This is a genomic window from Sphingomonas astragali, from assembly GCF_051400615.1.
Lineage (GTDB): Bacteria > Pseudomonadota > Alphaproteobacteria > Sphingomonadales > Sphingomonadaceae > Sphingomonas.
Genome location: NZ_JBLFFH010000001.1, coordinates 234,777 through 257,263, shown reverse-complemented (window position 1 = coordinate 257,263; position 22,487 = coordinate 234,777). Strand labels below are relative to the sequence as shown.

26 protein-coding genes are annotated in these 22,487 nt (G+C 68.9%); 7 read left to right on the top strand and 19 right to left on the bottom strand.

Annotated features, from left to right (window positions below; genetic code table 11):
- Window positions 1-32 precede the first annotated feature (32 nt).
- From recN to ACMGER_RS01305, 3 genes are all read left to right on the top strand, one after another.
- Window positions 33-1,691: a DNA repair protein RecN gene (recN, locus tag ACMGER_RS01315; protein ID WP_436810324.1), complete on the top strand. Its 1,659-nt coding sequence runs from the start codon at window positions 33-35 to the stop codon at window positions 1,689-1,691.
- A 6-nt stretch (window positions 1,692-1,697) separates the two neighbouring features.
- Window positions 1,698-2,111 (top strand): hypothetical protein, encoded by a 414-nt coding sequence (locus ACMGER_RS01310; protein WP_436810323.1) that lies wholly within the window; start codon window positions 1,698-1,700, stop codon window positions 2,109-2,111.
- Between the two features lie 124 nt (window positions 2,112-2,235).
- Window positions 2,236-2,562, top strand: a complete 327-nt coding sequence (locus ACMGER_RS01305; protein WP_436810322.1) for a hypothetical protein — start codon at window positions 2,236-2,238, stop codon at window positions 2,560-2,562.
- Window positions 2,563-2,649: 87 nt separating this feature from the next.
- On the opposite strand, the gene ACMGER_RS01300 is transcribed toward ACMGER_RS01305, so the two are convergent.
- The 3 genes from ACMGER_RS01300 to tgt all read right to left on the bottom strand — a co-directional run bounded on the left by ACMGER_RS01300 (window position 2,650) and on the right by tgt (window position 5,074).
- Window positions 2,650-3,633, bottom strand: coding sequence for a cell wall hydrolase (locus ACMGER_RS01300; RefSeq protein WP_436810321.1), 984 nt, complete (start codon window positions 3,631-3,633; stop codon window positions 2,650-2,652).
- A 95-nt stretch (window positions 3,634-3,728) separates the two neighbouring features.
- Window positions 3,729-3,935 carry a hypothetical protein gene (locus ACMGER_RS01295; RefSeq protein ID WP_436810320.1) on the bottom strand — a complete coding sequence of 69 codons (207 nt, stop codon included), beginning with the start codon at window positions 3,933-3,935 and terminating at the stop codon, window positions 3,729-3,731.
- 2 nt (window positions 3,936-3,937) lie between these two features.
- Complete coding sequence (tgt, locus tag ACMGER_RS01290; RefSeq protein ID WP_436810319.1) at window positions 3,938-5,074, bottom strand: tRNA guanosine(34) transglycosylase Tgt; 1,137 nt, start codon at window positions 5,072-5,074, stop codon at window positions 3,938-3,940.
- Window positions 5,075-5,303: 229 nt separating this feature from the next.
- On the opposite strand from tgt, the gene ACMGER_RS01285 reads away from it, so the two are divergent.
- Window positions 5,304-5,918, top strand: a complete 615-nt coding sequence (locus tag ACMGER_RS01285; RefSeq protein WP_436810318.1) for a cupin domain-containing protein — start codon at window positions 5,304-5,306, stop codon at window positions 5,916-5,918.
- A gap of 129 nt (window positions 5,919-6,047) precedes the next feature.
- Here ACMGER_RS01285 and ACMGER_RS01280 read toward each other — a convergent pair whose 3' ends face one another.
- From ACMGER_RS01280 to ACMGER_RS01210, 15 genes are all read right to left on the bottom strand, one after another.
- Window positions 6,048-6,701, bottom strand: coding sequence for an HAD hydrolase-like protein (locus ACMGER_RS01280; RefSeq protein WP_436810317.1), 654 nt, complete (start codon window positions 6,699-6,701; stop codon window positions 6,048-6,050).
- The gene (locus ACMGER_RS01275) at window positions 6,694-7,635 is read right to left on the bottom strand and encodes a cation diffusion facilitator family transporter (protein WP_436810316.1); all 942 of its coding nucleotides are present in this window, start codon (window positions 7,633-7,635) and stop codon (window positions 6,694-6,696) included. The genes ACMGER_RS01280 and ACMGER_RS01275 overlap by 8 nt, the downstream gene beginning before the upstream one ends.
- A 232-nt stretch (window positions 7,636-7,867) precedes the next feature.
- Window positions 7,868-8,380, bottom strand: coding sequence for an EF-hand domain-containing protein (locus ACMGER_RS01270; RefSeq protein WP_436810315.1), 513 nt, complete (start codon window positions 8,378-8,380; stop codon window positions 7,868-7,870).
- Between the two features lie 13 nt (window positions 8,381-8,393).
- Window positions 8,394-9,419, bottom strand: a complete 1,026-nt coding sequence (gene queA, locus ACMGER_RS01265) for a tRNA preQ1(34) S-adenosylmethionine ribosyltransferase-isomerase QueA (protein ID WP_436810314.1) — start codon at window positions 9,417-9,419, stop codon at window positions 8,394-8,396.
- Window positions 9,420-9,445: 26 nt separating this feature from the next.
- Window positions 9,446-10,132, bottom strand: a complete 687-nt coding sequence (locus ACMGER_RS01260) for a peptidylprolyl isomerase (protein WP_436810313.1) — start codon at window positions 10,130-10,132, stop codon at window positions 9,446-9,448.
- 233 nt (window positions 10,133-10,365) lie between these two features.
- The gene (coaD, locus tag ACMGER_RS01255) at window positions 10,366-10,875 is read right to left on the bottom strand and encodes a pantetheine-phosphate adenylyltransferase (protein WP_436810312.1); all 510 of its coding nucleotides are present in this window, start codon (window positions 10,873-10,875) and stop codon (window positions 10,366-10,368) included.
- Window positions 10,876-11,775: a polyprenyl synthetase family protein gene (locus ACMGER_RS01250; protein WP_436810311.1), complete on the bottom strand. Its 900-nt coding sequence runs from the start codon at window positions 11,773-11,775 to the stop codon at window positions 10,876-10,878.
- A gap of 8 nt (window positions 11,776-11,783) precedes the next feature.
- Entirely contained in the window at window positions 11,784-12,029 is a 246-nt protein-coding gene (locus ACMGER_RS01245) for an exodeoxyribonuclease VII small subunit (RefSeq protein WP_436810310.1), read from the bottom strand.
- A gap of 145 nt (window positions 12,030-12,174) precedes the next feature.
- Window positions 12,175-13,902, bottom strand: a complete 1,728-nt coding sequence (locus ACMGER_RS01240; RefSeq protein WP_436810309.1) for a long-chain-fatty-acid--CoA ligase — start codon at window positions 13,900-13,902, stop codon at window positions 12,175-12,177.
- Window positions 13,903-13,990: 88 nt separating this feature from the next.
- A complete protein-coding gene (locus tag ACMGER_RS01235) occupies window positions 13,991-14,191 on the bottom strand; it encodes a hypothetical protein (RefSeq protein ID WP_436810308.1) in 201 nt (66 codons plus the stop codon).
- A 38-nt stretch (window positions 14,192-14,229) separates the two neighbouring features.
- A complete protein-coding gene (locus tag ACMGER_RS01230) occupies window positions 14,230-15,930 on the bottom strand; it encodes a GGDEF domain-containing protein (RefSeq protein ID WP_436810307.1) in 1,701 nt (566 codons plus the stop codon).
- A gap of 169 nt (window positions 15,931-16,099) precedes the next feature.
- On the bottom strand, window positions 16,100-16,366 hold the full coding sequence (locus tag ACMGER_RS01225) for a type II toxin-antitoxin system RelE/ParE family toxin (protein WP_436810306.1): 267 nt from the start codon (window positions 16,364-16,366) through the stop codon (window positions 16,100-16,102).
- On the bottom strand, window positions 16,354-16,575 hold the full coding sequence (locus tag ACMGER_RS01220; protein ID WP_436810305.1) for a hypothetical protein: 222 nt from the start codon (window positions 16,573-16,575) through the stop codon (window positions 16,354-16,356). The genes ACMGER_RS01225 and ACMGER_RS01220 overlap by 13 nt, the downstream gene beginning before the upstream one ends.
- Window positions 16,576-16,577: 2 nt before the next feature.
- On the bottom strand, window positions 16,578-18,890 hold the full coding sequence (gene clpA, locus ACMGER_RS01215; RefSeq protein WP_436810304.1) for an ATP-dependent Clp protease ATP-binding subunit ClpA: 2,313 nt from the start codon (window positions 18,888-18,890) through the stop codon (window positions 16,578-16,580).
- Between the two features lie 129 nt (window positions 18,891-19,019).
- Window positions 19,020-19,217, bottom strand: coding sequence for a DUF1192 domain-containing protein (locus ACMGER_RS01210; RefSeq protein ID WP_436810303.1), 198 nt, complete (start codon window positions 19,215-19,217; stop codon window positions 19,020-19,022).
- A gap of 94 nt (window positions 19,218-19,311) precedes the next feature.
- On the opposite strand from ACMGER_RS01210, the gene ACMGER_RS01205 reads away from it, so the two are divergent.
- On the top strand, window positions 19,312-20,310 hold the full coding sequence (locus ACMGER_RS01205) for an NAD(P)H-quinone oxidoreductase (RefSeq protein ID WP_436811636.1): 999 nt from the start codon (window positions 19,312-19,314) through the stop codon (window positions 20,308-20,310).
- Window positions 20,311-20,371: 61 nt separating this feature from the next.
- Here ACMGER_RS01205 and yjbE read toward each other — a convergent pair whose 3' ends face one another.
- A complete protein-coding gene (yjbE, locus tag ACMGER_RS01200) occupies window positions 20,372-20,629 on the bottom strand; it encodes an exopolysaccharide production protein YjbE (protein WP_436810302.1) in 258 nt (85 codons plus the stop codon).
- Window positions 20,630-20,881: 252 nt separating this feature from the next.
- On the opposite strand from yjbE, the gene ACMGER_RS01195 reads away from it, so the two are divergent.
- Together ACMGER_RS01195 and ACMGER_RS01190 are read left to right on the top strand one after the other, a co-directional pair.
- Window positions 20,882-21,502: a glutathione S-transferase family protein gene (locus ACMGER_RS01195; RefSeq protein WP_436810301.1), complete on the top strand. Its 621-nt coding sequence runs from the start codon at window positions 20,882-20,884 to the stop codon at window positions 21,500-21,502.
- Window positions 21,503-21,605: 103 nt separating this feature from the next.
- Window positions 21,606-22,484 (top strand): UDP-2,3-diacylglucosamine diphosphatase, encoded by an 879-nt coding sequence (locus ACMGER_RS01190; protein ID WP_436810300.1) that lies wholly within the window; start codon window positions 21,606-21,608, stop codon window positions 22,482-22,484.
- Window positions 22,485-22,487 lie beyond the last annotated feature (3 nt).

The window sequence follows — 22,487 nt, the reverse complement described above, 5'->3', positions numbered from 1 at the left end:
ACCCGGGGCGCCGGCATGGCAGAGCAAGGGCGATGCTGACCGCGCTCGCCATCCGGGACGTCGTGCTGATCGAGGCGCTCGACCTCGATTTCGCACCCGGCCTCGGCGTGCTCACGGGAGAGACCGGAGCGGGCAAGTCGATCCTGCTCGATGCGCTGGGGCTAGCCCTTGGGGCACGGGCCGACAGTGGGCTGGTCCGCCATGGCGTGCAGCAGGCGAGCGTCGCCGCCACCTTCGAGCTGCCGCCCGATGGCGCGATCGCCTCGCTGATGGCGCAGAACGGACTGGAGCTGGAGCCGGGCGAGCCGCTCATCATCCGCCGCATCCTCAAGGCGGACGGCGGCAGCCGCGCCTTCGTCAACGACCAGCCCGCCTCGGCCGGCCTGCTGCGCGAGCTTGGCGGCCAGCTTGTCGAGATCCACGGCCAGCATGACGACCGGGGCCTGCTCAACCCGCGCGGTCATCGCACGCTGCTCGACGCGTTCGGGCGCTGCGATACGGGACCGGTCGCGGTCGCCTACCATGCCTGGCGCGAGGCGGAGGACGCGCTCGCCGTCGCCCGCGCCGAGCAGGGTGCCGCCGAGGCCGACCGCGAGTGGCTCGAACATGCCGTCGCCGAGCTCCAAAGCTTCGCGCCCAATCCTGGCGAAGAGGCGACGCTCGCCGAACGCCGCGCGGCGATGCAGCGTGGGGAGAAGGTCGCGGGCGAGCTCGCGGCGGTCGCGGCGCTGCTCGACGATTCGGATGGCGCGCTCGCGCGGCTGCGCCAGGCCGGGCGCATTCTCGATCGCGTCGGTGACGCCCATCCCGCATTGGCCGAGGCGCTCGCCGCGATCGACCGGGCGCTGGCGGAGGGCGATGCCGCCCAGGCCTCGATCGATGCCGCCGCCGAGGCGCTGGCGTTCGATCCGGCCGCGCTCGAGACCGACGAGGCGAGGCTGTTCGACCTGCGCGCGCTCGCCCGCAAGCATCGCGTCCAGCCCGACGATCTCGCCCTGCTTGCCGAGGAGCTGGCGGGACGTCTCGCCCGGCTGGAAAGCGGCGGGCACGAGATCGCCGCACTCGAAGCCGCGCTGGCGGAGAAGACGAGGGCCTATGAGGAGGCATCCGAGGCCCTCTCGACCGCCCGTATCGCCGCCGCCGAACGCCTCGACGCGGCGATGATGACCGAACTGGCGCCGCTCAAGCTCGACGCCGCCCGCTTCCGCACCGCCGTCGAGCCGCTGCCGCGCGAGCAATGGGGGACGCACGGCGCCGACCGCGTCGAGTTCCTGGTCTCGACCAATCCCGGCGCGCCGTTCGGTCCGCTGGTGCGGATCGCCAGCGGTGGCGAGCTGTCCCGCTTCATCCTCGCCCTCAAGGTCGCGCTGGCCGAGGAAGGCGGGGCGCGCACGCTGATCTTCGACGAGATCGACCGCGGCGTCGGCGGCGCGGTGGCGAGCGCGATCGGCGAGCGGCTCGCGCGTCTCGCCGAGCGCGCGCAGGTGCTGGTGGTGACGCACAGCCCCCAGGTCGCCGCGCGCGGCGCCCGCCACCTGCTGATCGCCAAGAGCCACGACGGCACCGTTACCCGCACCGGCGTCACCCCGCTCGATCCGGCGGAGCGCCGCGAGGAGATCGCACGGATGCTCTCAGGCGCCGAGATCACCGACGAGGCCCGCGCCCAGGCCGAACGGCTGCTGGCGGCGTAGCGGCGGATGCTCCGTTTCGCTCCGCTCGCGCTGCTGATCGGAGCGGGCGGCGCGGATGACGTTCAGAGCTTCGACGCGCGCGTCGCGGTTGCGCCGCAGCCGGTCGTCGAGTTCGCAGGAGAAGCCTTAGCCGCGGCGATCGGCCGGACCGGTCCGGCATCCGCTCCCGGCGCCCGGGTGACGCTCTACCTCAATGTGCCGACTTCCACGGTGCCGCGGACGCTGCATCATCGCCTGGCCTTCACGATCGCCGGAACGACCCGGAGGCTCGACCTGCCGGCGGTCGCAGTGGACCGCACGCCGCTCCCGGAACTCGGACCGCCGCTGCGGAGAGGCCCATGGGTCGCCGTCTACGATCCCGCGATGGAGCGCGGCCACCGCCCGCCGGTCAATGCCGTCGTGCGCTTTCCCGGCCGATGAACGAAGCCGATCGCGATGCCATCGTCTGCGACAAATTTCCCGAATCGTCGTCACACCTCGGCGACAGGCTTCGCCGATACCTCCACCTGTCCGCTCCACCGGACGGAAAAGAGGAGTGTTCATCATGAATCGGATCACCAAGATCGTCGCCGGCCTCAGCCTGGCCGCCGCCGTTGCCGTTCCTTCGGTCGCCAGCGCGCAGGCGTGGCAGAGCATCAATGCCCGTCAGGCCAGACTCGACGCGCGGATCGACCAGGGCATCCGTTCGGGCGCGCTGAACCGGGCGGAGGCTGCCCGCCTCCGCACCGATTTCCGGGCGCTCGCTCGCCTGGAGAGGCGCTATCGCGTCAATGGCCTGAGCCTTGCCGAGCGCCGCGATCTCGACCGCCGCTTCGACGCGCTGTCGGCGCGGATCCGCGTCCAGAAGCACGACCGCAATCACCGCTGGTAAGTGCGGGAAGAGAGGAGCCCCATCCCAGCCCCTCCCCCCGAAGGGGAGGGGCTGGGATGCCGCCCGTGTTCGCAACGAACATAGGGGTCAGCGCAGCGGCTTTCCCGTATCCTTCCATTTGTCGAGGATCTGCGAGTCGCTGCCCGTCGCGGCATATTGCGGCAGCACGTCGCCGCTTTGCGCGCGCGGCGCTGTGACCTCGGTTGCGGGCCTCGCCGGAAGGAGGGGCGGCGCGATCGCTGCGATCACCGGGGTCGGAAGGGCGACGGGCGCGGTCCGGGGGTGCGGCGCGGCGGCCGGCTCGTGCCCGGAATAGGGCCGGCCGAACGCGGCCGGCGTGCCCCACCAGCCCTTCCAGCGATGGAAGAAATGCGCGCCGAACGCGCCGGTCATCACCAGGCTGCGCTGCCATGCCGGCCGCACCGCATAGGTATGATAATGGGTCGCGAGGCCGACCGGCGCGAACACGCGGCCGGCGAGCGCCAGCGCCGCCACGCGCCGCGCCCGCTCCCAGGCGGCGCGCATCGGCGCGCGTGTCATCGCGCCGTCGCAGGCGAAGCTGAACTGGCAGCCGGTGCGCTCCGATCCCTGATAGACCACGCCGCACACGCTGTTCGGGAAAGCCGGATGACGCACGCGGTTGAGGATCACCTGGGCGACCGCGGCCTGGCCGTCGTCGGGCTCGTTCGCCGATTCATAATAGATCGCGGTGGTGAGGCATTGCAGCGCACGCGCCTGGTCGGCGGGCGTGCCCTTGAGCACGAACGGCGCGGCCGGGCGGATCGAGGCGTCGGCGACGGCGTTCGCCGGCACCGGCAGGTCGGGCAGCTCGGTGGTGCCGGTGACGCCGGCGACCGGCGCAGCGATCTCGTCATTGTTCGCATAGAGCAGCGCGGCGCCGGGGAAATGGTCGTCGGCCTCATAGCCGGTCGGGCGCGGCGCGCTTGGGATCGCGCCCCGGTCGCCGCTGGTCAGCCCGGCATGTGCGGAAAAGCCGGCGCCTGCGAGCGACACCAGCACCGCCGCCAGCGTCCCGCGCGCCCTTTGTCCGGAAAGCCATCGCCCGATCACGCGCGCGACATAGCCGATTCCGTCCAGGCGCGCGCGGGCCGATTCCGACCTGTCCCTGCGCGAAACAATTGATGGTTAACGTAATTTATTCGCGATCAGTCGCGTTTCCTGCCGCGGTTGCGCCCGGCATAGAGCACCGCGGCCGCGACCGCCGCCGATCCAATGCCGACGCCCAGTCCGATCGCGCCGATCGTCCAGGCATTGCCCTTGCTGTCGCCCGACCGCGCGCGCTCCTTGTGTGCCTTGGCGTCCTTGGCGGCGGCGAGGATCTCGTTCTGCTGTTCGTCGTCGTTGTCGGCCACGCTCACTCTCCCGTTCCTCCGCGATATTGCGCGCGGAAGGCATTGGCAAACTCACCCAGGCGCGCCCCGGCGATCGCGGCGCGCAGGTCCGCCATCAACGCCTGATAGAAGAAGAGGTTGTGCTCGGTCATCAGCATCGCGCCAAGAATTTCGCCGGCACGCACCAGATGGTGGAGATAGGCGCGGCTCCAGCCACGACAGACCGGGCAGGCGCACTCCGGATCGAGCGGTCGCAGGTCCTCGGCGAAGCGGGCGTTGCGGATGTTGATCGGGCCCGATCGGGTGAAGGCCTGGCCGGTGCGCCCGCTGCGGGTCGGCAGCACGCAGTCGAACATGTCGATGCCGCGCTCGACCGCGCCGACGATGTCGTCGGGCTTGCCGACGCCCATCAGGTAGCGGGGCTTGTCGGCGGGCAGCTGGCCGGGCGCATAGTCGAGCACGCCGAACATCGCCTCCTGCCCCTCGCCGACGGCGAGGCCGCCGACCGCATAGCCGTCGAAGCCGATGTCGGTCAGCGCCTCGGCCGAGGCCTTGCGCAACCCCTCGTCGAGCGCGCCCTGCTGGATGCCGAACACGGCATTGTTCTCGGCATGGTCGCCCCCCGCGTCGAACGCGGCGCGGCTGCGCCTCGCCCAGCGCATCGATCGCTCCATCGCCTTCGCCTGCACGTCGCGCGTCGCGGTGGTGGGGACGAGCTCGTCGAACGCCATCACGATCGAGCTGCCGAGCAGCCGCTGGATCTCGATCGACCGCTCCGGGCTGAGCAGGTGCCTGGTCCCGTCAAGGTGCGACTTGAAGGCGACGCCTTCCTCGTTGCGGGTGGTGAGCTCGGCGAGGCTCATCACCTGATAGCCGCCGGAGTCGGTGAGGATCGGCCGGTCCCAGCCCATGAAACCGTGCAGCCCGCCCAGCTTCGCCACGCGCTCGGCGCCGGGGCGCAGCATCAGGTGATAGGTGTTGCCGAGGATGATGTCCGCGCCCGACGCGCGCACATCGGCCGGCTTCATCGCCTTGACGGTGGCGGCGGTGCCGACCGGCATGAACGCGGGCGTGCGGATCGTGCCGCGCCGCATCGCGATCTCGCCGGTGCGCGCGGGGCCGTCGATGGCGTGGACGGTGAACTGGAACCGTGGGGGCATGGCCTTGCCTAGTGCCGCGCGATCGAGGCGCTGTCGAGCCGGACCCGCCGAAGTTCCGAAAGTTCCGGCAAACGGACATGAAACCTGTCTTTCCTTAAAGTTGGAAAATGTTTGTGCCTATATGGTTACAATGGATGATCGATGTAGGAAAGAATTTCCTGGCTCTCCCTCCGGCCGCACGAAAATCATGGCGGGGGCATCGCTTCCCCTGGTTAGGCGTTGCACCTCGATGGCCGGCGAACAGGACGAAGCGCTGCGCGAGATGGCGCGGCATCGGGGGCTCAGGCTCCGCAAGTCGCGGCGGCGCAAACCCGGCGGCGACTTCGGGAAATATGGGCTGACCGATCCGGGCGGGAAGCCGGTGTTCGGCTTCAGGGGCAAGGCGCTCACGGCCGCGGCCGAGGACATCGAGGCGTATCTGCGCGGCGTGATGGTCGCCGACTGGAAGAGCTCGACCAAGGGCCTGAAGCGCAAGGCCGCGCCCAAGCCGCCGCCGCCTCCGCCACCGCCGCCGAAGCTCAAGGTCAGGCTGGCCAGCCTGTTTGCCAAACTGCCGGCGGCCAGGCGCAACGAAGCCTTCACCGAACTGCTCGCGCGTCCCGGCATCCGCATCGAGCGCATCGTCTCGCGCGGGCAGGCGACGCCGGCCGACGCGCCGATGCGGCAGGAGCAGGACGAATGGGTACTGCTGCTCCAGGGCGAGGCGGCGATGCGGATCGGGAATTCGGAGGAGGTGACGCTCCGTCCCGGCGACCATCTGCTGATCGAGCGGGGGCAGGAGCATTGGGTGACGCGCACCGGCGAGGACCCGCCGACCGTGTGGCTGGCGGTGCACCTTGGTTGAGCGAAACGCCCATCCCCGTTCGCCCTGAGCCTGTCGAAGGGCGAAAGCCGCAGGCGATCCGCTTGAGGCACGGTCGCCCTTCGACAGGCTCAGGGCGAGCGGTTCATCAATTGCCAAACAGAATTTATCTCAGCGCCGCGCCGCCAGATAGCGCAGGATGTCTTCGGGCGTGCGGAACAGCACGTCGGGCCGGGTCGCCGCGAGCGCGTCCTCGCTGGCATAGCCCCACAGCACCGCGCCGGTGCGCATCCCCACCTCGCGCGCGGCATCGACGTCGCGGGTCTCGTCGCCGATCGAGATCGCTTCCTCGGGCCTCAGGCCCATCTGCCTGAGGACGCGGCGGAACTTGGGCGCCTTGCCGAACAGCGAGCTGCCCGCCGCCCAGGCGTCGATCCACGCCGCATTGTCCGGGCCCAGGATCGCGCGGGCGTTGTTGGCGGCGTTGGAGGTGACGAGGCCCATGCGGAACCCCAGCGCGCCGACCCCGGCAAGCAGGTCCGCCGTGCCGGGGAACAGCGGGATCTGGTCGACGTTCCGCGACACCAGCCGCCGCACATGGCGCGAGATCAGCGGCAGCTTCCAGCGCGGGATGCCGAGATAGGCGATCACCTCGCGCGACGGGCGGTGGCGCAGCATGTCGATCTCGTCGTCGTCGACCTCGCGGAAGCGGAAGCGGCGCGCGAGATCGTTGACGACGGTCAGGAACCAGTCGCCGCTGTTGGACAGCGTCCCGTCGAAATCGAAGATGACCGCCTTGATCGCCCCGTGCCCCGCCTCAGCCATGCGCCAGCCGCTCGCTGTGAAGATGGCACGGGCTGCCGTCGTCGATCTCGATCTGCACGGTCGCATGGCCGATGCCGAAATCGTGCTCGAGCCGGTGCTGGAGGTCGTGGAGGAAGGCGTCGCCGGGATGACCGCCCGGCATGAACAGATGGACGGTGAGCGCGGACCGGGTGGTGCTCATCGGCCAGATGTGAAGGTCATGGATGCGTTCCACGCCCGGCAATCCCTCGATCATCGTCGCGACGCGATCCGAATCGATCCCCGGCGGCACCGCCTGCAGCGCCATGCCGAGCGAATCGCGGAACAGCCCCCAGGTGCTCCACAGGATGATCGCCACGATCGTCAGGCTGACCGCGGGATCGATCCACCATTGCTGCGTCCAGGCGATCAGCAGCCCGGCGACCACCACGCCCGCCGAGACCATCGCGTCGACCGCCATGTGGAGGAAGGCGCCCTTGACGTTGATGTCGCCGTGGCGCCCGCGCGCGAACATCAGCGCGGTCGCGCCGTTGACGACGATCCCGGCCGCGGCGACCCAGATCAGCGCGCGCGAATCGACCTGCGGCGGCGCGCCCAGCCGCTGCACCGCTTCCCAGGCGATCGCGCCGACCGCGACGAACAGCAAGGTCGCATTGGCGAGCGCCGCGAGGATCGAGGAACTGCCGAGGCCATAGGTGAAGCGCTTAGACGCGGGCCGCTTGGACAGCTCCGCCGCTGCCCAGGCGATCAGCAACCCCAATACGTCGGAGAGATTGTGTCCCGCGTCCGCGAGCAGCGCGACCGAATCGGCAGCGATGCCGAACGCCGCCTCGACCACGACGAAGGCGAGGTTGAGCGCGGTACCGATCGCGAAGGCATGGCCGAAGCTGGCCGGGGCATGGCCGTGTCCGTGCGCATGGCCGTGGCCTTGCGAATGGTGGTGGTGCGCGCCCATTCGCCTAGGCTTAGCGGGTCAGGGGCATGAGATACTAGGACCGATCGACAGTCGGACGCGCCGCGCGATCGGCGCGAAAGTGAAGGGAGTCGCGCTTCATTCGTTCACTTTGCTCCACTTTGCCCCGGCTGCGTTCCGGCAGCCTCGGCGAACCCAAGCAAAGCAAATCCTATTAGGAAAGCGATTTGTTGGCAGCATTCAAAATCCTCCCCGTGCCGGGGAGGATCTGAGATTACTGCTCCGGCGGCCGTCCACCGCGCCCGCGGCGGCGCTTGCCGCCTTCGCCGTACGGCCGGTCGCTGCCGAACGCCGAGCCGCGGATCGTCAGCAGCTCCTTGTGGGTCAGCACATGATCCTTGTCGGTATCGAACCGCGCGAAGATCGCGCTCATCCGGTTCTGCAGCTCGTCGAGGGTGATGCGGTTGTCGCCGTCGCGGTCGACCTCGAACGGGCTCGGCACGGCATTGCGGTCGCCGAGCCAGTGTTCCGCCCAGTCGGCGAAGGCGATGTAGCCGATGTCCTTGGCGCCCTTGGCGACCGTCTCGAAGCTCCGCGCGACGCCCGCGCTCGCCTCCGCCTCGGTGATACGCCCGTCGCCGTCGGCATCGAAGCCGGCGAGCATCATCGCCACCGGTTCGACCACCACCGTCGCGGTGGCTGGGCGATAGGGTGCGGCCTGGATCGGCATGGCGCCCTGCGGGGCCTGCTGCGCGGCGAGGAGGAGGAGGGCGAGGGGAAGCGGCATCGGAGGAAACCTTTCAAGGCAGGAGCAGGCTGGCGTCGCCGTAGCTGTAGAAGCGGTATCCCTCGGCGATCGCATGGGCATAGGCGGCCTGCATCCGATCCAGTCCCATCAGCGCCGACACCAGCATGAACAGGGTCGAGCGCGGCAGGTGGAAATTGGTGACGAGCCCGTCGATGCCGCGGAAACGATAGCCGGGGGTGATGAAGATCGCGGTGTCGCCCTCGAACGGGCGCACGATGCCGTCCTCGCCGGCGGCGCTCTCGATCAGGCGCAGGCTGGTGGTGCCGACCGCGATCACCCGCCCGCCGGCCGCGCGCGTCGCGTTGAGCCGGTCGGCGGTGGCGGCGTCGATGCGGCCCCATTCGGCGTGCATCTCGTGCTCGTCGGTGTCATCGACCTTGACCGGCAGGAAGGTGCCGGCGCCGACATGGAGGGTGAGGGTGGTGTGCGCGATCCCCGCCGCCGCCAGCGCTTCCATCAGCTCCGGCGTGAAGTGCAGCGCCGCGGTCGGCGCGGCGACGGCGCCGGGCTCGTTGGCGAACATCGTCTGGTAATCCTCCGCGTCCTTCTCGTCCGCGGGGCGGCGGCTGGCGATATAGGGCGGGAGCGGCATCCGCCCGGCGCGCTCGATCAGCAGTTCGACCGGCTCGCTGCCGAGGAAGTCGAGCGCGAAGGTGCCGCGGCCCTGCCGGTCGGAGGCGATCGCGGCCACCCCCCCGCCGAAATCGACGATGTCGCCGTCGCGCAGCCGCTTGGCGTTGCGGATGAACGCGCGCCAGCGCCGCGGACCCTCGCGCTTGTGCAGCGTCGCGCCGATCTGCGCGTTGCCGCGCATCCCCTCGAGCTGCGCTGGGATGACGCGCGTGTCGTTGAACACGAGCAGGTCGCCCGGTCGCAGCGTCGCGGGCAGATCGCGGACGATGCGGTCGCGCAGACCGGTGTCGTTCACCACCAGCATCCGCGCCGAATCGCGCGGGACGGCGGGACGAAGGGCGACGCGCTCGGGCGGAAGCTCGAAATCGAAGAGATCGACGTTCATGGCCGACCCCCCTTGGTCACGAGAGGTTACGGCTTCGTTGGCGCGGGCTTGACGCCCGGCAGCGTCACCGGCTCCAGCGTCGGCGGCGCGGCTGCCGGGGCGGGGGCATAGGGCGGCGGATTGTCCGCGGCGATATAGGCGTGGAGGATGCGCGTCGGGTTGGCCGGCGGCTCGCCGCGCTCGATCTTGTCGACCCACTGCATCCCTTCGATCACGCGGCCGAACACGGTGTATTTCTGGTCGAGCGACAGCCGCGGCACGAACATGATGAAGAACTGGCTGTTGGCGCTGTTCTCGGCCTTGTCCTTCTGCTCCTGCGTCGCGCCTTCGGGCGCGCCCTCGCGTGCGGCGGAGACGGCGCCGCGGACATGGGGGAGGTAGTTGAACTCCTTGGGCAGGTCGGGAAGGTCCGATCCGCCGGTGCCGTCGCCCTTGGGATCGCCGCCCTGGGCCATGAAGCCCTCGATCACGCGATGGAAGGCGAGGCCGTCGTAGAAGTGGCGGCGGGTCAGCGTCTTGATGCGCTCGACCATCTTGGGCGCGACGTCCGGGCGCAGGAGGATCGTCACGCGGCCGCCGTCCGAAAGGTCGAGCAGCCAGAGGTTCTCCTTATCCGTCGTCTGCGGCGCGGGGGTGCGGCCCGGCACCGGAATGATCTGCGCCGAGGCGGGCAGCGCGACGAACATGGCAAGGAACGCAATCAGGAAACGCATGGATGAAACCCCAACCCGGTAGGCGGGCGGTTTACGGCCTGCGCCGACAATGGGCAACGGTCTGGAGGGAGGAGATTCCGGCGCCGGAGTCCTGTTCAGATTGAAGCAGCGTCGGTGCTCCTGCGAAGGCAGGAGCTTTGGCCGCAAGCGACACGCCCGTGATCCAGGGCTCCTGCCTTCGCAGGAGCACGATTCCGCTTCATTTGACAGACGCCGATCGCCGCGACAGCCCGTCAGTGCCCGCCCTTGCGCCCCAGTTCGGCCACGCGCGCATCGACCTCCGCCTTCACCGCCGGGGTCACGAACTTGGCGATGTCGCCGCCGTAGACCGCGATCTCCTTGACGAGCCGGCTCGCGATCGGCTGCAGCGAGACGTCGGCCATCAGGAACACCGTCTCGACCCGGCTGTTGAGCTGCTGGTTCATGCCGGCCATCTGATATTCATATTCGAAGTCGGCGACGGCGCGCAGGCCGCGCACGATGATGCTCGCACCCTCGCGCTCGGCGAAGTCCATCAGCAGCGAGTCGAACGCGACGACATGGACCTCGCCGTTGCCGACCGCCGCCACCTCGCGTTGCACCATCGCCATCCGCTCCTCGACCGAGAACATCGGCGACTTGGCGGGATTGGTGGTGACGCCGATCACCAGCCGGTCGACCAGCTTCGCGCCGCGCCGGATGATGTCCATGTGCCCGAGCGTGATCGGGTCGAAGGTGCCGGGGTAGACGCCGATTCGGGTCATTTAGCGATCTCTCTCCAGAACGTAGCGCGCGACGTCGCGCAGCAGGTCGGCTTCGGGTCCGTAGCTGCGCAGATGCTCCGCCGCCTGGTCGACGAGCAGCGCCGCCTGCGCCCGCGCGCGGTCGAGGCCGAGCAGGGTGAGGAAGGTCTCCTTGCCCGCCGCCGCGTCCTTGCGCAGCCGCTTGCCGGCGGCGTCCTCGCTGCCTTCGACGTCGAGGATGTCGTCGGCGATCTGGAAGGCGAGGCCGACGTCCCGCGCATAGCCCCGCAGGCCCGTGCGCGCCTCGGGCGGCACGCGGCCCAGGATCGCGCCGGCCTCGACCGCGCAGCCGATCAGCGCGCCGGTCTTGAGCGCCTGCAGCCGGGTGACGGTGGCGAGGTCGAAGCTCGCCTTCTCCGCCTCGAGGTCCATCATCTGCCCGCCGGCCATGCCCGCCGGGCCGGCGGCGCGGGCGATCTCGCCGACCAGCTCGATCCGCACGAACGGGTCGGGATGGGTCGCCTCATGCGCGGCGATATCGAAGGCGAGCGCGTGAAGGCTGTCGCCGGCCAGGATCGCGGTCGCCTCGTCGAACGCGCGGTGGACGGTCGGCTTGCCGCGGCGCATGTCGTCGTCGTCCATCGCCGGCAGGTCGTCGTGGATCAGGCTGTAGACGTGGATGCACTCGATCGCGGTGGCGGCGCGGGCGGCGCAGTCGCGGTCGACGCCGAACATGCCCGCCGTCGCCATCGTCAGGAACGGGCGCAGCCGCTTGCCGCCGCCGATCGCGGCGTGGCGCATCGCCCGGTAGAGATCGGCGCGCGGATCGTCGGGAACGGCGAGCAGCAGGTCGAGCTGGCGATCGACCTCCGCCGCCGCCTCGCGCAGCGCGGCGCCGAGCGCCAGCGACGCCTGCGCCACCGCCGTGCTCACCCGGCGTTGAACGGAGCGGTGCCGGCGGGCTGCCCGCTCGCATCGAGCCGCACCGCCTCGATCCGTGCCTGCGCCGCATCGAGCCGCGCGGCGCACTGCCGGCGCAGCCGGTCGCCGCGCTCGTAGAGTGCGATCGCCTCGTCGAGCGCGGCATCGCCGCTCTCCAGCCGCGCGACGATCGCCTCCAATTCCCTCAGCGCCTCCTCGAACGAAAGCGCCTCGACCCCAGTCTCCTCTGTCATGGCGCCGCTATGCGGCAGGGGCGGGGGGGATTGCAAGGAAGCTCCTCCCACTGTCCCTCTCCCGTTGGGAGAAGGAGCCGCCGAAGGCGGCGGGAGGGTGAGGGTGACCACGGCTAGCGATGGTCACCCTCACCCTCCCACTCGGCTACGCCGAGCGGGCCCCTCCCTCTCCCAACAGGAGAGGGGTAACGGATTCCCCCATCACTTCCGCCTTCAGATCCTTGCGGCTCAGCTTCCCGATCATCGTCTTGGGCAGCGTCAGCCGTACCACCACCTCGTCCACCCGCTCGTGCTTGCCGAGCTGCGGGTTGAGCCAGTCGCGCAGCTCCTCCCCGGTCGCCGCCGCCCCGTCCTGCAGCGTCACATAGGCGCGGGGATGCTCGCCGCGATAGGGGTCGGGGAGTCCGATCACCAACGCCTCCTTCACCGCCGCATGATGATGCAGCAGCGCCTCGATCTGGCTCGGGAACACCTTGAAGCCGCTGACCGCGATCATGTCCTTGAGGCGGTCGACGATGCGGACATAGCCTTCCTCGTCGATCGTGCCGACGTCGCCGGTGCGCAGCCAGCGCGTGCCCTCCGCATCGTCGACGAACACCTCGGCGTCGGCGTCGGGGCGTTGCCAATAGCCCTTCATGATCTGCGGCCCCGCGGCGACGATCTCGCCCGGCTCACCCTCGGGCGGCGGGCGCGTCGGGTCCTCCTTGTCGACCAGGTGCACGCGCGTGCCGGGGATCGGCTGGCCGATCCCGGGCTTCATCGGCCCGGCATAGGGGTTGGCCGAGACCACCCCGGAGCTCTCCGAGAGGCCATAGCCCTCGATCAGCGTCGATCCGGTCGCCGCCTCGAATCGCGTCTTGAGCTCGGCGGGGAGCGGGGCGCCGCCCGAGATGCAATATTTGACCGAGGAGAAGTCGGTGCCGGCGAAATGCGGATTGTCGAGCAGCGCCTGATACATCGTCGGCACGCCCGGCATCGCCCGCGGCCGGGTGCGGGCGATCGCGGCGAGGACCTGACCTGCATCGAAGCGCGGCAGCATGATGATCTCGCCGCCCTTGATGACGGTGCGGTTGAGCACGCAGGTGTTGGCGAAGACGTGGAAGAAGGGCAGCACGCCCAGCACCGTGTCCGCCTCCTCGGGATGCGGATCGAGCAGCGCCACCTGCCGCGCGTTGGCCGACAGGTTCTGGTGGCTCAGCATCGCCCCCTTGGGGGTGCCGGTGGTGCCGCCGGTATATTGGATCAGCGCGAGGTCGCGATCGGGATCGAGGGTCGGGGTCGGGCAGACGCCGTCATTGGCGATCAGCTTCGAGAAGGCGAGGATGCGCTCGTCATGCGGACGCGGCGTCACCTCGCGGCGGCGGAACAGCCGGTAGAGCAGCGACTTGGTCGGCGGCAGCGCGCCCGCGACCGATCCCACCACCAGCCGCTCGAGGCTGCTCGCCTCCAGCACCTTGAGCGCGTTCGGCAGCAGCGCGGCGGCCGAGAGGGTGAACAGCAGGCGCGTGCCCGAATCGGCGACCTGCGCGGCAAGCTCCTCGACGGTGTAGAGGGGCGAGAAGTTGACCACCGTCGCGCCGAGCTTGAGGATGCCGTAATAGGCGGCGACGTAGTGCGGCACGTTGGGCAGGAACAGCCCGATGCGGTCGCCCGGCCCATAGCCCAGCGCACGGAGCCCGCAGGCGACGCGGTTGGCGCCGTCGAGGGTCTCGGCATAGCTGTAGCGCCGTCCCATGAAATCGAGCAGCGGCGCCTCCGGCACCCGCGCCGCCGTCTCCTCGAACAGCGCCACCATCGTCGTCGGCGGGAAGTCACGATCCCAGGCGACGGGATGGTGATAGGCGGTTCGCCAGGCGGACTCGGGCTCGCTCATTGACATGAGTGTAAGCTGACCCGGCGGTGAAAATCTAGGGGCGCTCCGATCGAATCCGCGCTTCGCAGGAGGGGGTTGCGGGTTGACCCTACGGAATCAGGTGCTCGCCGGACCAGGTCACCAGCAGATTTATCGCGACCACGCCGGTATCGACGGCGGCCCGCACCTGGCGCGGCGCGAGGTCGGTCGCGTCGTGGGTGAGGATGCGGATGTCGACGGTCGGATGCCGCACCGCCGCGACCAGCAGCAAGGCGGCGACGACGACGAACGCTGCACGGCGATTCCGCATGGGTCCGCCATAGCCGAGCTCCGCGACGGCGACAATGATCAGGCGGCGAGCGATCGGCCGTGTCGTGCGCGGTCGCGGCCGGCCGACTTGGCGTCGAACAGCGCACGGTCGGCTGAGTGGTAGAGCCGCTTCCAGTCGATCTCGTCGTGCAGCGGCCCGATACAGCTGCCGATGCTCGAAGTGACCGTCAGGTCGAACGGCATCCGCGCCGACCTCAGCTTGGCGAGGATGCGTTCGGCGTCGATCGGCAGGTCGGCGGCGGCGACGATCGCGAACTCCTCGCCGCCGATCCGCGCGACCAGCGCGCCCGCCGGCACCAATGTCCGCAGCACGCGGGCGTAGACGCGCAGCACCTCGTCGCCGCCGTCGTGGCCGAGCGTCTCGTTGATCCGCTTGAAATGGTCGATGTCCAGGACGTGGAGCTGCTGCACGCCCTCCCGCCCGATCGCCTGGGACAGGAAGGCGCGGCGGTTGAGCAGGCCCGTCAGCGGATCGGTATCGGCCAGCCGCCGCGCGAGCGTCTCGCCCGCCAGCGCCTCGTCGCGCTCGCGGCTCAGCATCCAGATGCGATAGGCGATGGCGATGCTGGAGAGCAGCGCCTCGATCCCCAGCGACAGCACCGTCGAATTGTCGAGCCAGAAGCTGGTCGGAACGACGTGCAGCGCCGCCAGCACGCGTGCCATCGAGAAGGCGATCGGCGCCGCCCAGGCGACCGCGAACATCCACAGATAATCGCTCCGCTGCCGCCACGCCGACCACAGGACCGGCGCGACCAACGCGAGGCCGGCGAGGAAGCTCCAGGAATAGATCGCGTCCGCAAGCGGCATCGCGACGTAGGACAGCGGCCAGAACAGGACCGCCACCGACAGCAGCACGACGATCGCCGCGCGGATCAGCCGCCTGAGGCGGGCGCCGAACACGCGCGGCTCGAAGAAGAATCGCGCGAACGCCATCCCCGCGGCCGCGATGATGCCCAGCAGCAGATAGTTGATCCGGAGACGCACATTGTTGTCGATCCCCGGCCACGCCCAGGCGAGCGCGCCCGAGGAGGAGAAGATATAGGCCAGCATCGCCCCGACCATGACGCAATAGGCCAGCTGGAACCGGTGGCGGAGCGCGGCCCAGATCGCGAGATTGTAGACGAGCAGGGCGATGGCGAGCCCGCCGAAGCCGCCGTAGATCGCCGCCATCGCCAGGTTGGCGCGCTGCGACGCCGCCGGATTCGCGATCCGCTGCCCGAGCAGGATGCCGCGGACGTTCGATGCCCCCTCGACATGCCAGAGCAGCCTTGTGACCGGCGCCGGGCGCGCCGGCAGGGCGAACTCGATGATCGCGCCGAGCTGGAGGTGGCGCGAGAGGGTGGCACTGGTGGCGGGGATCGTCTCGACATGGCCGTCGGCATAGAGCGCGTGCAATGTCAGCGCCCGCTGCCACAGGCTCAGCACCCGCGCGCGGACCTCGCCCGTGCCTGCGGCGGGCGGAACGCGCGCCGACAATGCCCAATAGTCGCCCGGGCCGTGACGATGCTGCGTAGAAGTGCAGTCGTAGGGGAGGCGGCCGCGCAGCGCCTCGGCGGCGGTCGATCCGGGCGAGGCCGGGGCGATGCAGACCGGGAGCTGAAGCACCGCAGGCGCGGCAGGCGCAGCCGCGCTCGCGCCCAACGGCAGGGCGAGCGCGAGCAGCAGCGCGCCGATCAAGCTGACGATGCGGACCCCCGGCATGGCGCCGTTGGTAAGCATCTATGCCGAACAAGACGTTAAGTGCGTTTTCGTTGCCGGATATCCGAAGCGCTTTCTCTCGTTCGTCATGCCGGACTTGATCCGGCATCCAGAGTCACGAGCGATATCGCCAGCGACCCTGGATCCCGGATCAAGTCCGGGATGACGTAGCGCTCCCGCGTTCGGCCGATCAGCGGCGGGCGCCATGGCGGACGGACATGATCTCGACGTAATCAGGACGGACCCGATATCGGATCAGATAGGGGTAGACGGTGGAGAGTTGCCGCAATCCGCGGCCGATCGTTCGTCCACGAAGAGGAAAGGCTTCGAGCTTGGAAGCGGCAACGAGAAGCCGTTCGGCCGTCTTCGCGGCAGCCAGCGGATTATCGTGCGCGATATAAGTGCGGATTTCGGCCAGGTCGCGGATGGCCGGTTCCGACCAGATTATTCGCCGCACTTGGGCGGCGGGAGCTCGTTATCGGTCCCCCAGGACTCGAGCCAGCGCATCACCGCCTCATGGCTCACGAACCTGCCGGCATCGAGCTCGGCGATCGCCTGGCGCTCGCCCCCGTCGAGCTCGTCGTCCGGCCCGACCTCCTGAAGTCCCACCAGGGGTTCGGCCTCGAACCCCTGGCGATCCTCGCCGACCTTGCGGTCGCCGGCCATGGCTACTTCGCCTTGACCTTGGCCGGTGCCTTGCCGCCCTTCTTGGGCTTGCCGGGCGCGGCGCCGACGATCTCGAAGGCGAGCGCGCCGTCCTTGAGCTTCACCGTCACCTCGCCGCCGTGGACGAGCTTGCCGAACAGAAGCTCCTCGGCGAGCGGCTGCTTGACCTTCTCCTGGATCAGCCTGCCCATCGGCCGCGCGCCATAGAGCCGGTCGTAGCCGCGCTCGGTGAGCCACGCCTTCGCCTCGTCGTCGAGGCTGATGTGCACGCCGCGGTCGGCGAGCTGCAGCTCGAGCTGGAGGATGAACTTCTCGACCACGCGGCCGACCACCGCCGGGGGCAGATAGTCGAACGGCACGATCGCATCGAGCCGGTTGCGGAACTCGGGGGTGAAGAGCTTCTTCACCGCCTCCTCCTGCACGTCCTCGCGGCTCGATTCGCCGAAGCCGATCGATTCGCGCGCCATGTCCGACGCGCCGGCATTGGTGGTCATGATCAGGATGGTGTTCCTGAAATCGACCGTCTTGCCGTGGTGGTCGGTGAGCTTGCCGTTGTCCATCACCTGGAGGAGGATGTTGAACAGGTCCGGATGCGCCTTCTCGATCTCGTCGAGCAGCAGCACCGAATGCGGCTGCTGGTCGACCGCGTCGGTGAGCAGGCCGCCCTGGTCGTAGCCGACATAGCCCGGAGGCGCGCCGATCAGGCGGCTCACCGAGTGGCGCTCCATATACTCTGACATGTCGAAGCGCTGGAGCGGGATGCCGAGGATATTGGCGAGCTGGCGCGCGACCTCGGTCTTGCCGACCCCGGTGGGCCCGGAGAACAGATAGTTGCCGATCGGCTTGTCGGGATCGCGCAGGCCCGCACGGCTGAGCTTGATCGCGCTGGACAGCACCTCGATCGCCTTGTCCTGCCCGAACACGACGCGCTTCAAGTCGGTGTCGAGGTTCGCCAGCGTCCGCGTGTCGTCGGTCGACACGCTCTTCGGCGGGATGCGCGCCATCGTCGCGATCACCGCCTCGATCTCCTTCACGGTGATCGTCTTCTTGCGCTTCGACGGCGGCACCAGCATCTGCATCGCGCCGACCTCGTCGATCACGTCGATCGCCTTGTCGGGCAGCTTGCGGTCGTTGATGTAGCGCGCGCTCAATTCCACCGCCGACTTGATCGCGTCGGGAGTGTATTTGACGTTGTGGTGCCCCTCGAACGCGGTGCGCAGGCCCGCGAGGATCTTCACCGTATCCTCGATCGTCGGCTCGTTGACGTCGATCTTCTGGAAGCGGCGGAGCAGCGCGCGGTCCTTCTCGAAGTGGTTGCGGAACTCCTTGTAGGTGGTCGAGCCGATGCAGCGGATCGCCCCGCCCGACAGCGCGGGCTTGAGCAGGTTGGAGGCGTCCATCGCCCCGCCGCTGGTCGCGCCGGCGCCGATCACCGTGTGGATCTCGTCGATGAACAGGATCGCGTGCGGCAGCTTCTCCAGCTCCGCGACGACCTGCTTCAGCCGCTCCTCGAAGTCGCCGCGATAGCGCGTGCCGGCGAGCAGCGCGCCCATGTCGAGCGAGTAGATCACGGCTTCCTTGAGCACGTCGGGCACCTCGCCCTCGACGATCTTGCGCGCGAGCCCTTCCGCGATCGCGGTCTTGCCCACGCCCGGATCGCCCACGTAGAGCGGGTTGTTCTTGCTGCGGCGGCACAGGATCTGGATCGTCCGGTCGACCTCCGGCCCGCGGCCGATCAGCGGGTCGACCTTGCCGGCCTTGGCCTTCTCGTTGAGGTCGACGGTGAACTGCTTGAGCGCGCTCTCGCCGCCCTTCTTGGCGTCCTTGGGCTTCTCCTCCTCGGCGCCCTTGACCTCGCGGGTCTCGATCGGCTGGCCGCCCTTGCCGACGCCGTGGCTGATGTAGCTGACCGCATCGAGCCGGCTCATGTCCTGCTGCTGCAGGAAATAGACCGCGTAGCTCTCGCGCTCGGAGAACAAGGCAACCAATACGTTGGCGCCGGTGACTTCATCGCGGCCCGAGGATTGGACATGCAGGATCGCGCGCTGGACCACGCGCTGAAAACCGCTGGTCGGGCTGGGATCGGTCGCGGCGGCGACCTTCAGCGCCTCCAGCTCGGTGTCGAGATAGTGCGCGACGGTGGTCTTGAGATCGCCCAGGTCCACGCCGCAGGCGCTCATCACCTTCGACGCGTGTTCGTCGTCGATCAGCGCGAGCAGCAGATGCTCGAGCGTCGCATATTCGTGCCGGCGGGAGGACGCGGCCTCAAGCGCCTTGTGCAGGGTGGTTTCGAGGGCGGAAGCGAAGGACGGCATCAAATTACTCCAGACGGGCGGGTGCAGATGCCCGCCCCTTGCCCATTATGTCGGAAGTCCGGGGCCGCGCATCAAGCAGGGCGCCCCCGCACCGGTTCGGACTCTGGTCCTGAGCCGGTGCCGCCGCGCTCATCGCCTGAATAGCGCGTCGGCGCTTGCGCGATGGTTAACGGCGCGTTCAATTCTTTGTTTGGCGCGGGCAATTTCCGCTTCGAGCGCGGCGATGCGCTCGGCGAGCTCCTCGACCGAGAAAGGATCGAGGTCCTGCCTGGCGAGCTCCGCGACCAGGTCGCGACTCTTGCGCGGAAGGCTGTCGTCGACGTCCATCGCGGCGCAGCGTTGACCGGGCGAGGGCAGGTGTCAATAAGCACGCGCGGGGCTTGCGATGAAACGGGGACGGTGCGTGGCGATTCCGACGACGATGCTGGCGATCGATCCGGCGGAGCCGGGCGGCCCGGAGGTGCTGGTGCCGGTCGAGCGGCCGGTGCCGCGGCCGGGGCCCGGCGAGGTGCTGATCCGCGTCGCCGCCGCCGGGATCAACCGGCCGGAGGTGCTCCAGCGCAAGGGGCTCTACCCGCCGCCGCCGGGCGCGCCGTCGATCCTGGGGCTGGAGGTATCGGGCGAGGTCGTCGCGGCCGATCCTGATGGGCCGGAGGAACTGCTCGGCCAGCCGGTCTGCGCACTCGTCGCCGGCGGCGGCTATGCCCAATATGCCGTCGTGCCCGCCGGCCAGTGCCTGCCGGTGCCGCCCGCGCTGACCATGGTCGAGGCGGCGGCGATGCCGGAGACATTGTTCACCGTCTGGACCAACCTGTTCGAGCGCGGCTTCGCGGCGGAGGGAGACACGGTGCTCGTCCACGGCGGCACCAGCGGCATCGGCACGATGGCGATCGCCCTCGCCAAGCTGTTCGGCATCACTATCATCGTCACCGTCGGATCGCCGGAGAAGGCGGCCGCGGCGCGCCGGATCGGTGCCGATCACGCGATCGACTACAAGGCCGAGGATTTCGTTGCGCGCGTGAAGGAGATCACCGGCGGCAAAGGCGTCGCGGTGGTGCTCGACATGGTCGGCGGCAGCTATGTCGCGCGCAACCTGCAGTGCCTCGCGGACGACGGCCGCCATGTCTCGATCGCGGTGCAGGGCGGGGCGGAGGCGACCGTTCCGATCTTCGAGATCATGCGCCGCCGGCTGACCTTGACCGGCTCTACGCTGCGTCCGCGCGATACGGTGTTCAAGTCGATGGTCGCCGACGAGCTCCATCGCACTGTCTGGCCGCATGTCGAGGCGGGGCGGCTGAAGCCGGTGATCGACTCCACCTTCGCGTTCGACGAGGCGCCGGCCGCTCATGCACGAATGGAGTCGGGGGAGCACGTCGGCAAGATCGTACTGATGATCGAGGACGCCGCAGCAGGCGCCTGACGAGAAAACGGGCCCGGCGCTCGCCGCGCCGGACCCGCCGATCCGTCAATCCATGGTCCGATCAGTTGCTGTCGGACGAATCGTCGTCATCGCCGCCGGTCGCCACGAGCACGATGACCACCAGCGCGGCGAGGATGCCGATGTTGACCAGCGTCGCGGTGCCTTCGCTGAGATGGCTCGCGTTCGACGCGCGGCTCGCGCCCCGCACCTGACCTGCGACCGACAGCTTGGCCGCCGGATTGGCCGCCTGAGCGATCGACGGCGCCGCCAGCGCGGCGATGGCCGCCAGCGTCGCCAGCCGCTTGAACATGATTTTCATGCCTTACCCCTTTGCTCTGGCGCAAATCCGCGCCGCAGATCCCGCCGCGGCCGTAAGCCCAGTCGTGTGACAAGGTGATGACGTTGGCAAGCGTCACTTGAGCTTGGAGGATTCCGGCGCGCTTTTGCCGACACCCGTTACCTCGACGCAACAGTGCTGCAGCGCATATCAGCCAGGCTTGTCAATTCTCTCATGTCTTCGATTGGCAGTGGACGCGGCTGGCGGCTAAACGCCGCGGCGGAAGGACGATCCATGACCGCCACGCTCACGCTGCACCAATATGCCCGGTCGGCGAACTGCTACAAGATCTGGCTGACCGCCGCGCATCTCGGCGTCCCGTTCGAGCGGCGCGAGTACGACATCATGAAGGGCGAGACGCGCACGTCGGAATTCCTGGCGAAGGTCAACGCCAACGGCCGCATCCCCGTGCTGCAGGTCGGCGAGCGCTTTCTCCCCGAGAGCAACGCCGCCATCGTCTATCTCGCCCATGGCTCCCGGCTGATCCCGACGGATCGGTTCGACCATGCCGACATGCTGCACTGGATGTTCTTCGAGCAATATCATGTCGAGCCCAACCTCGGCACCGTCCGCTTCTGGCGCCGTTTCATCGGCGAGGAGGCGCTGACGGAGCTCCAGCGCGTCCAGCTCCCCGCCAAGCTCGCCGCCGGCGAGGCGGCGCTCTCGTTGATGGACGAGCATCTCGCCGGCCGCGACTGGTTCGTGGGCGGGGGGATGACGCTCGCCGACATCGCGCTCTACGCCTACACCCATGTCGGGGAGGAGGGCGGCTTCGCGGTGCGCAGCCATCCGAACGTTGCAGCCTGGCTGGCGCGGGTCGCAGCCGCGCCGGGGCACATCGCCATGAATGATTGATTCTGCTGAGTTTTATGACGAGGCGATGACTCGCCAACGATTCGTTCTGTCACATTTCTCGGGCAGTGGAGCGCGAACAAGGGCTTAAGCGGGGACGCTGCTCATGGACGCGATCACCAGACTGCCGGTCGGGGCCGACATCACCGACTTGGCCGATTTCGCCGCATCCAAGCCGGTCTATCCGGAGAAGACGGTGGAGGAGCGCCGCCGCTACCGCACGATCTGGATCTCGGACGTCCACCTCGGCACGCGCGGCTGCAACGCCGACATGCTGATCGACTTCCTCGACCATGTCGACAGCGACACCATGTACCTGGTCGGCGACATCATCGACGGCTGGCGGCTCAAGAAGAAATTCTACTGGCCGGCCGCGCACAACGACATCGTCTGGCGCATCCTGAAGCGTGCCAAGCGCGGCACGAAGATCGTCTACATCCCCGGCAACCATGACGAGATGTTCCGCCAGTTCACCGGGCTCCACTTCGGCGGGGTCCATATCGTCCGCCAGTGCGTGCACGAGACCGCGGACGGCCGCCGGCTGCTGATCCTCCACGGCGACGAGTTCGACGCGATCACGCTGTCGCACCGCTGGCTCGCCTACCTCGGCGACTATGCCTATGAGTTCATGATGGCGCTCAACCGCTGGGTGAACGCCTGGCGCCGCTTCTTCAACCTGCCCTATTGGTCGCTGTCGAAGCACGCCAAGCACAAGGTCAAGAAATCCGTCGAGTTCATCTCCAACTTCGAGGAGGTCGTCGCCCATGCCGCCGCCCAGCGCGGGGTCGACGGCGTCGTCGCCGGACACATCCATACCGCCGAGACTCGCGAAATCGCTGGAATCGCTTATTATAACGACGGCGATTGGGTCGAAGGCTGCACGGCGCTCGTTGAGCACTTCGACGGAAGGATGGAGATCCTGCATTGGGCCGAGGAAATGGCGGCGCGCGCAGACGCAAAGGTTCAGACGCTGGCAGCGGCCTGACCG

Coding starts and splice junctions, on each gene's coding strand:
- recN (WP_436810324.1), top strand. CDS start 33: ATGCTGACCGCGCTCGCCATCCGGGACGTCGTGCTGATCGAGGCGCTC.
- ACMGER_RS01310 (WP_436810323.1), top strand. CDS start 1,698: ATGCTCCGTTTCGCTCCGCTCGCGCTGCTGATCGGAGCGGGCGGCGCG.
- ACMGER_RS01305 (WP_436810322.1), top strand. CDS start 2,236: ATGAATCGGATCACCAAGATCGTCGCCGGCCTCAGCCTGGCCGCCGCC.
- tgt (WP_436810319.1), bottom strand. CDS start 5,074: ATGCCCCCACGGTTCCAGTTCACCGTCCACGCCATCGACGGCCCCGCG.
- ACMGER_RS01285 (WP_436810318.1), top strand. CDS start 5,304: ATGGCCGGCGAACAGGACGAAGCGCTGCGCGAGATGGCGCGGCATCGG.
- ACMGER_RS01280 (WP_436810317.1), bottom strand. CDS start 6,701: ATGGCTGAGGCGGGGCACGGGGCGATCAAGGCGGTCATCTTCGATTTC.
- ACMGER_RS01275 (WP_436810316.1), bottom strand. CDS start 7,635: ATGGGCGCGCACCACCACCATTCGCAAGGCCACGGCCATGCGCACGGA.
- ACMGER_RS01270 (WP_436810315.1), bottom strand. CDS start 8,380: ATGCCGCTTCCCCTCGCCCTCCTCCTCCTCGCCGCGCAGCAGGCCCCG.
- queA (WP_436810314.1), bottom strand. CDS start 9,419: ATGAACGTCGATCTCTTCGATTTCGAGCTTCCGCCCGAGCGCGTCGCC.
- ACMGER_RS01260 (WP_436810313.1), bottom strand. CDS start 10,132: ATGCGTTTCCTGATTGCGTTCCTTGCCATGTTCGTCGCGCTGCCCGCC.
- coaD (WP_436810312.1), bottom strand. CDS start 10,875: ATGACCCGAATCGGCGTCTACCCCGGCACCTTCGACCCGATCACGCTC.
- ACMGER_RS01245 (WP_436810310.1), bottom strand. CDS start 12,029: ATGACAGAGGAGACTGGGGTCGAGGCGCTTTCGTTCGAGGAGGCGCTG.
- ACMGER_RS01240 (WP_436810309.1), bottom strand. CDS start 13,902: ATGAGCGAGCCCGAGTCCGCCTGGCGAACCGCCTATCACCATCCCGTC.
- ACMGER_RS01235 (WP_436810308.1), bottom strand. CDS start 14,191: ATGCGGAATCGCCGTGCAGCGTTCGTCGTCGTCGCCGCCTTGCTGCTG.
- ACMGER_RS01230 (WP_436810307.1), bottom strand. CDS start 15,930: ATGCTTACCAACGGCGCCATGCCGGGGGTCCGCATCGTCAGCTTGATC.
- ACMGER_RS01220 (WP_436810305.1), bottom strand. CDS start 16,575: ATGGCCGGCGACCGCAAGGTCGGCGAGGATCGCCAGGGGTTCGAGGCC.
- clpA (WP_436810304.1), bottom strand. CDS start 18,890: ATGCCGTCCTTCGCTTCCGCCCTCGAAACCACCCTGCACAAGGCGCTT.
- ACMGER_RS01210 (WP_436810303.1), bottom strand. CDS start 19,217: ATGGACGTCGACGACAGCCTTCCGCGCAAGAGTCGCGACCTGGTCGCG.
- ACMGER_RS01205 (WP_436811636.1), top strand. CDS start 19,312: ATGCTGGCGATCGATCCGGCGGAGCCGGGCGGCCCGGAGGTGCTGGTG.
- yjbE (WP_436810302.1), bottom strand. CDS start 20,629: ATGAAAATCATGTTCAAGCGGCTGGCGACGCTGGCGGCCATCGCCGCG.
- ACMGER_RS01195 (WP_436810301.1), top strand. CDS start 20,882: ATGACCGCCACGCTCACGCTGCACCAATATGCCCGGTCGGCGAACTGC.
- ACMGER_RS01190 (WP_436810300.1), top strand. CDS start 21,606: ATGGACGCGATCACCAGACTGCCGGTCGGGGCCGACATCACCGACTTG.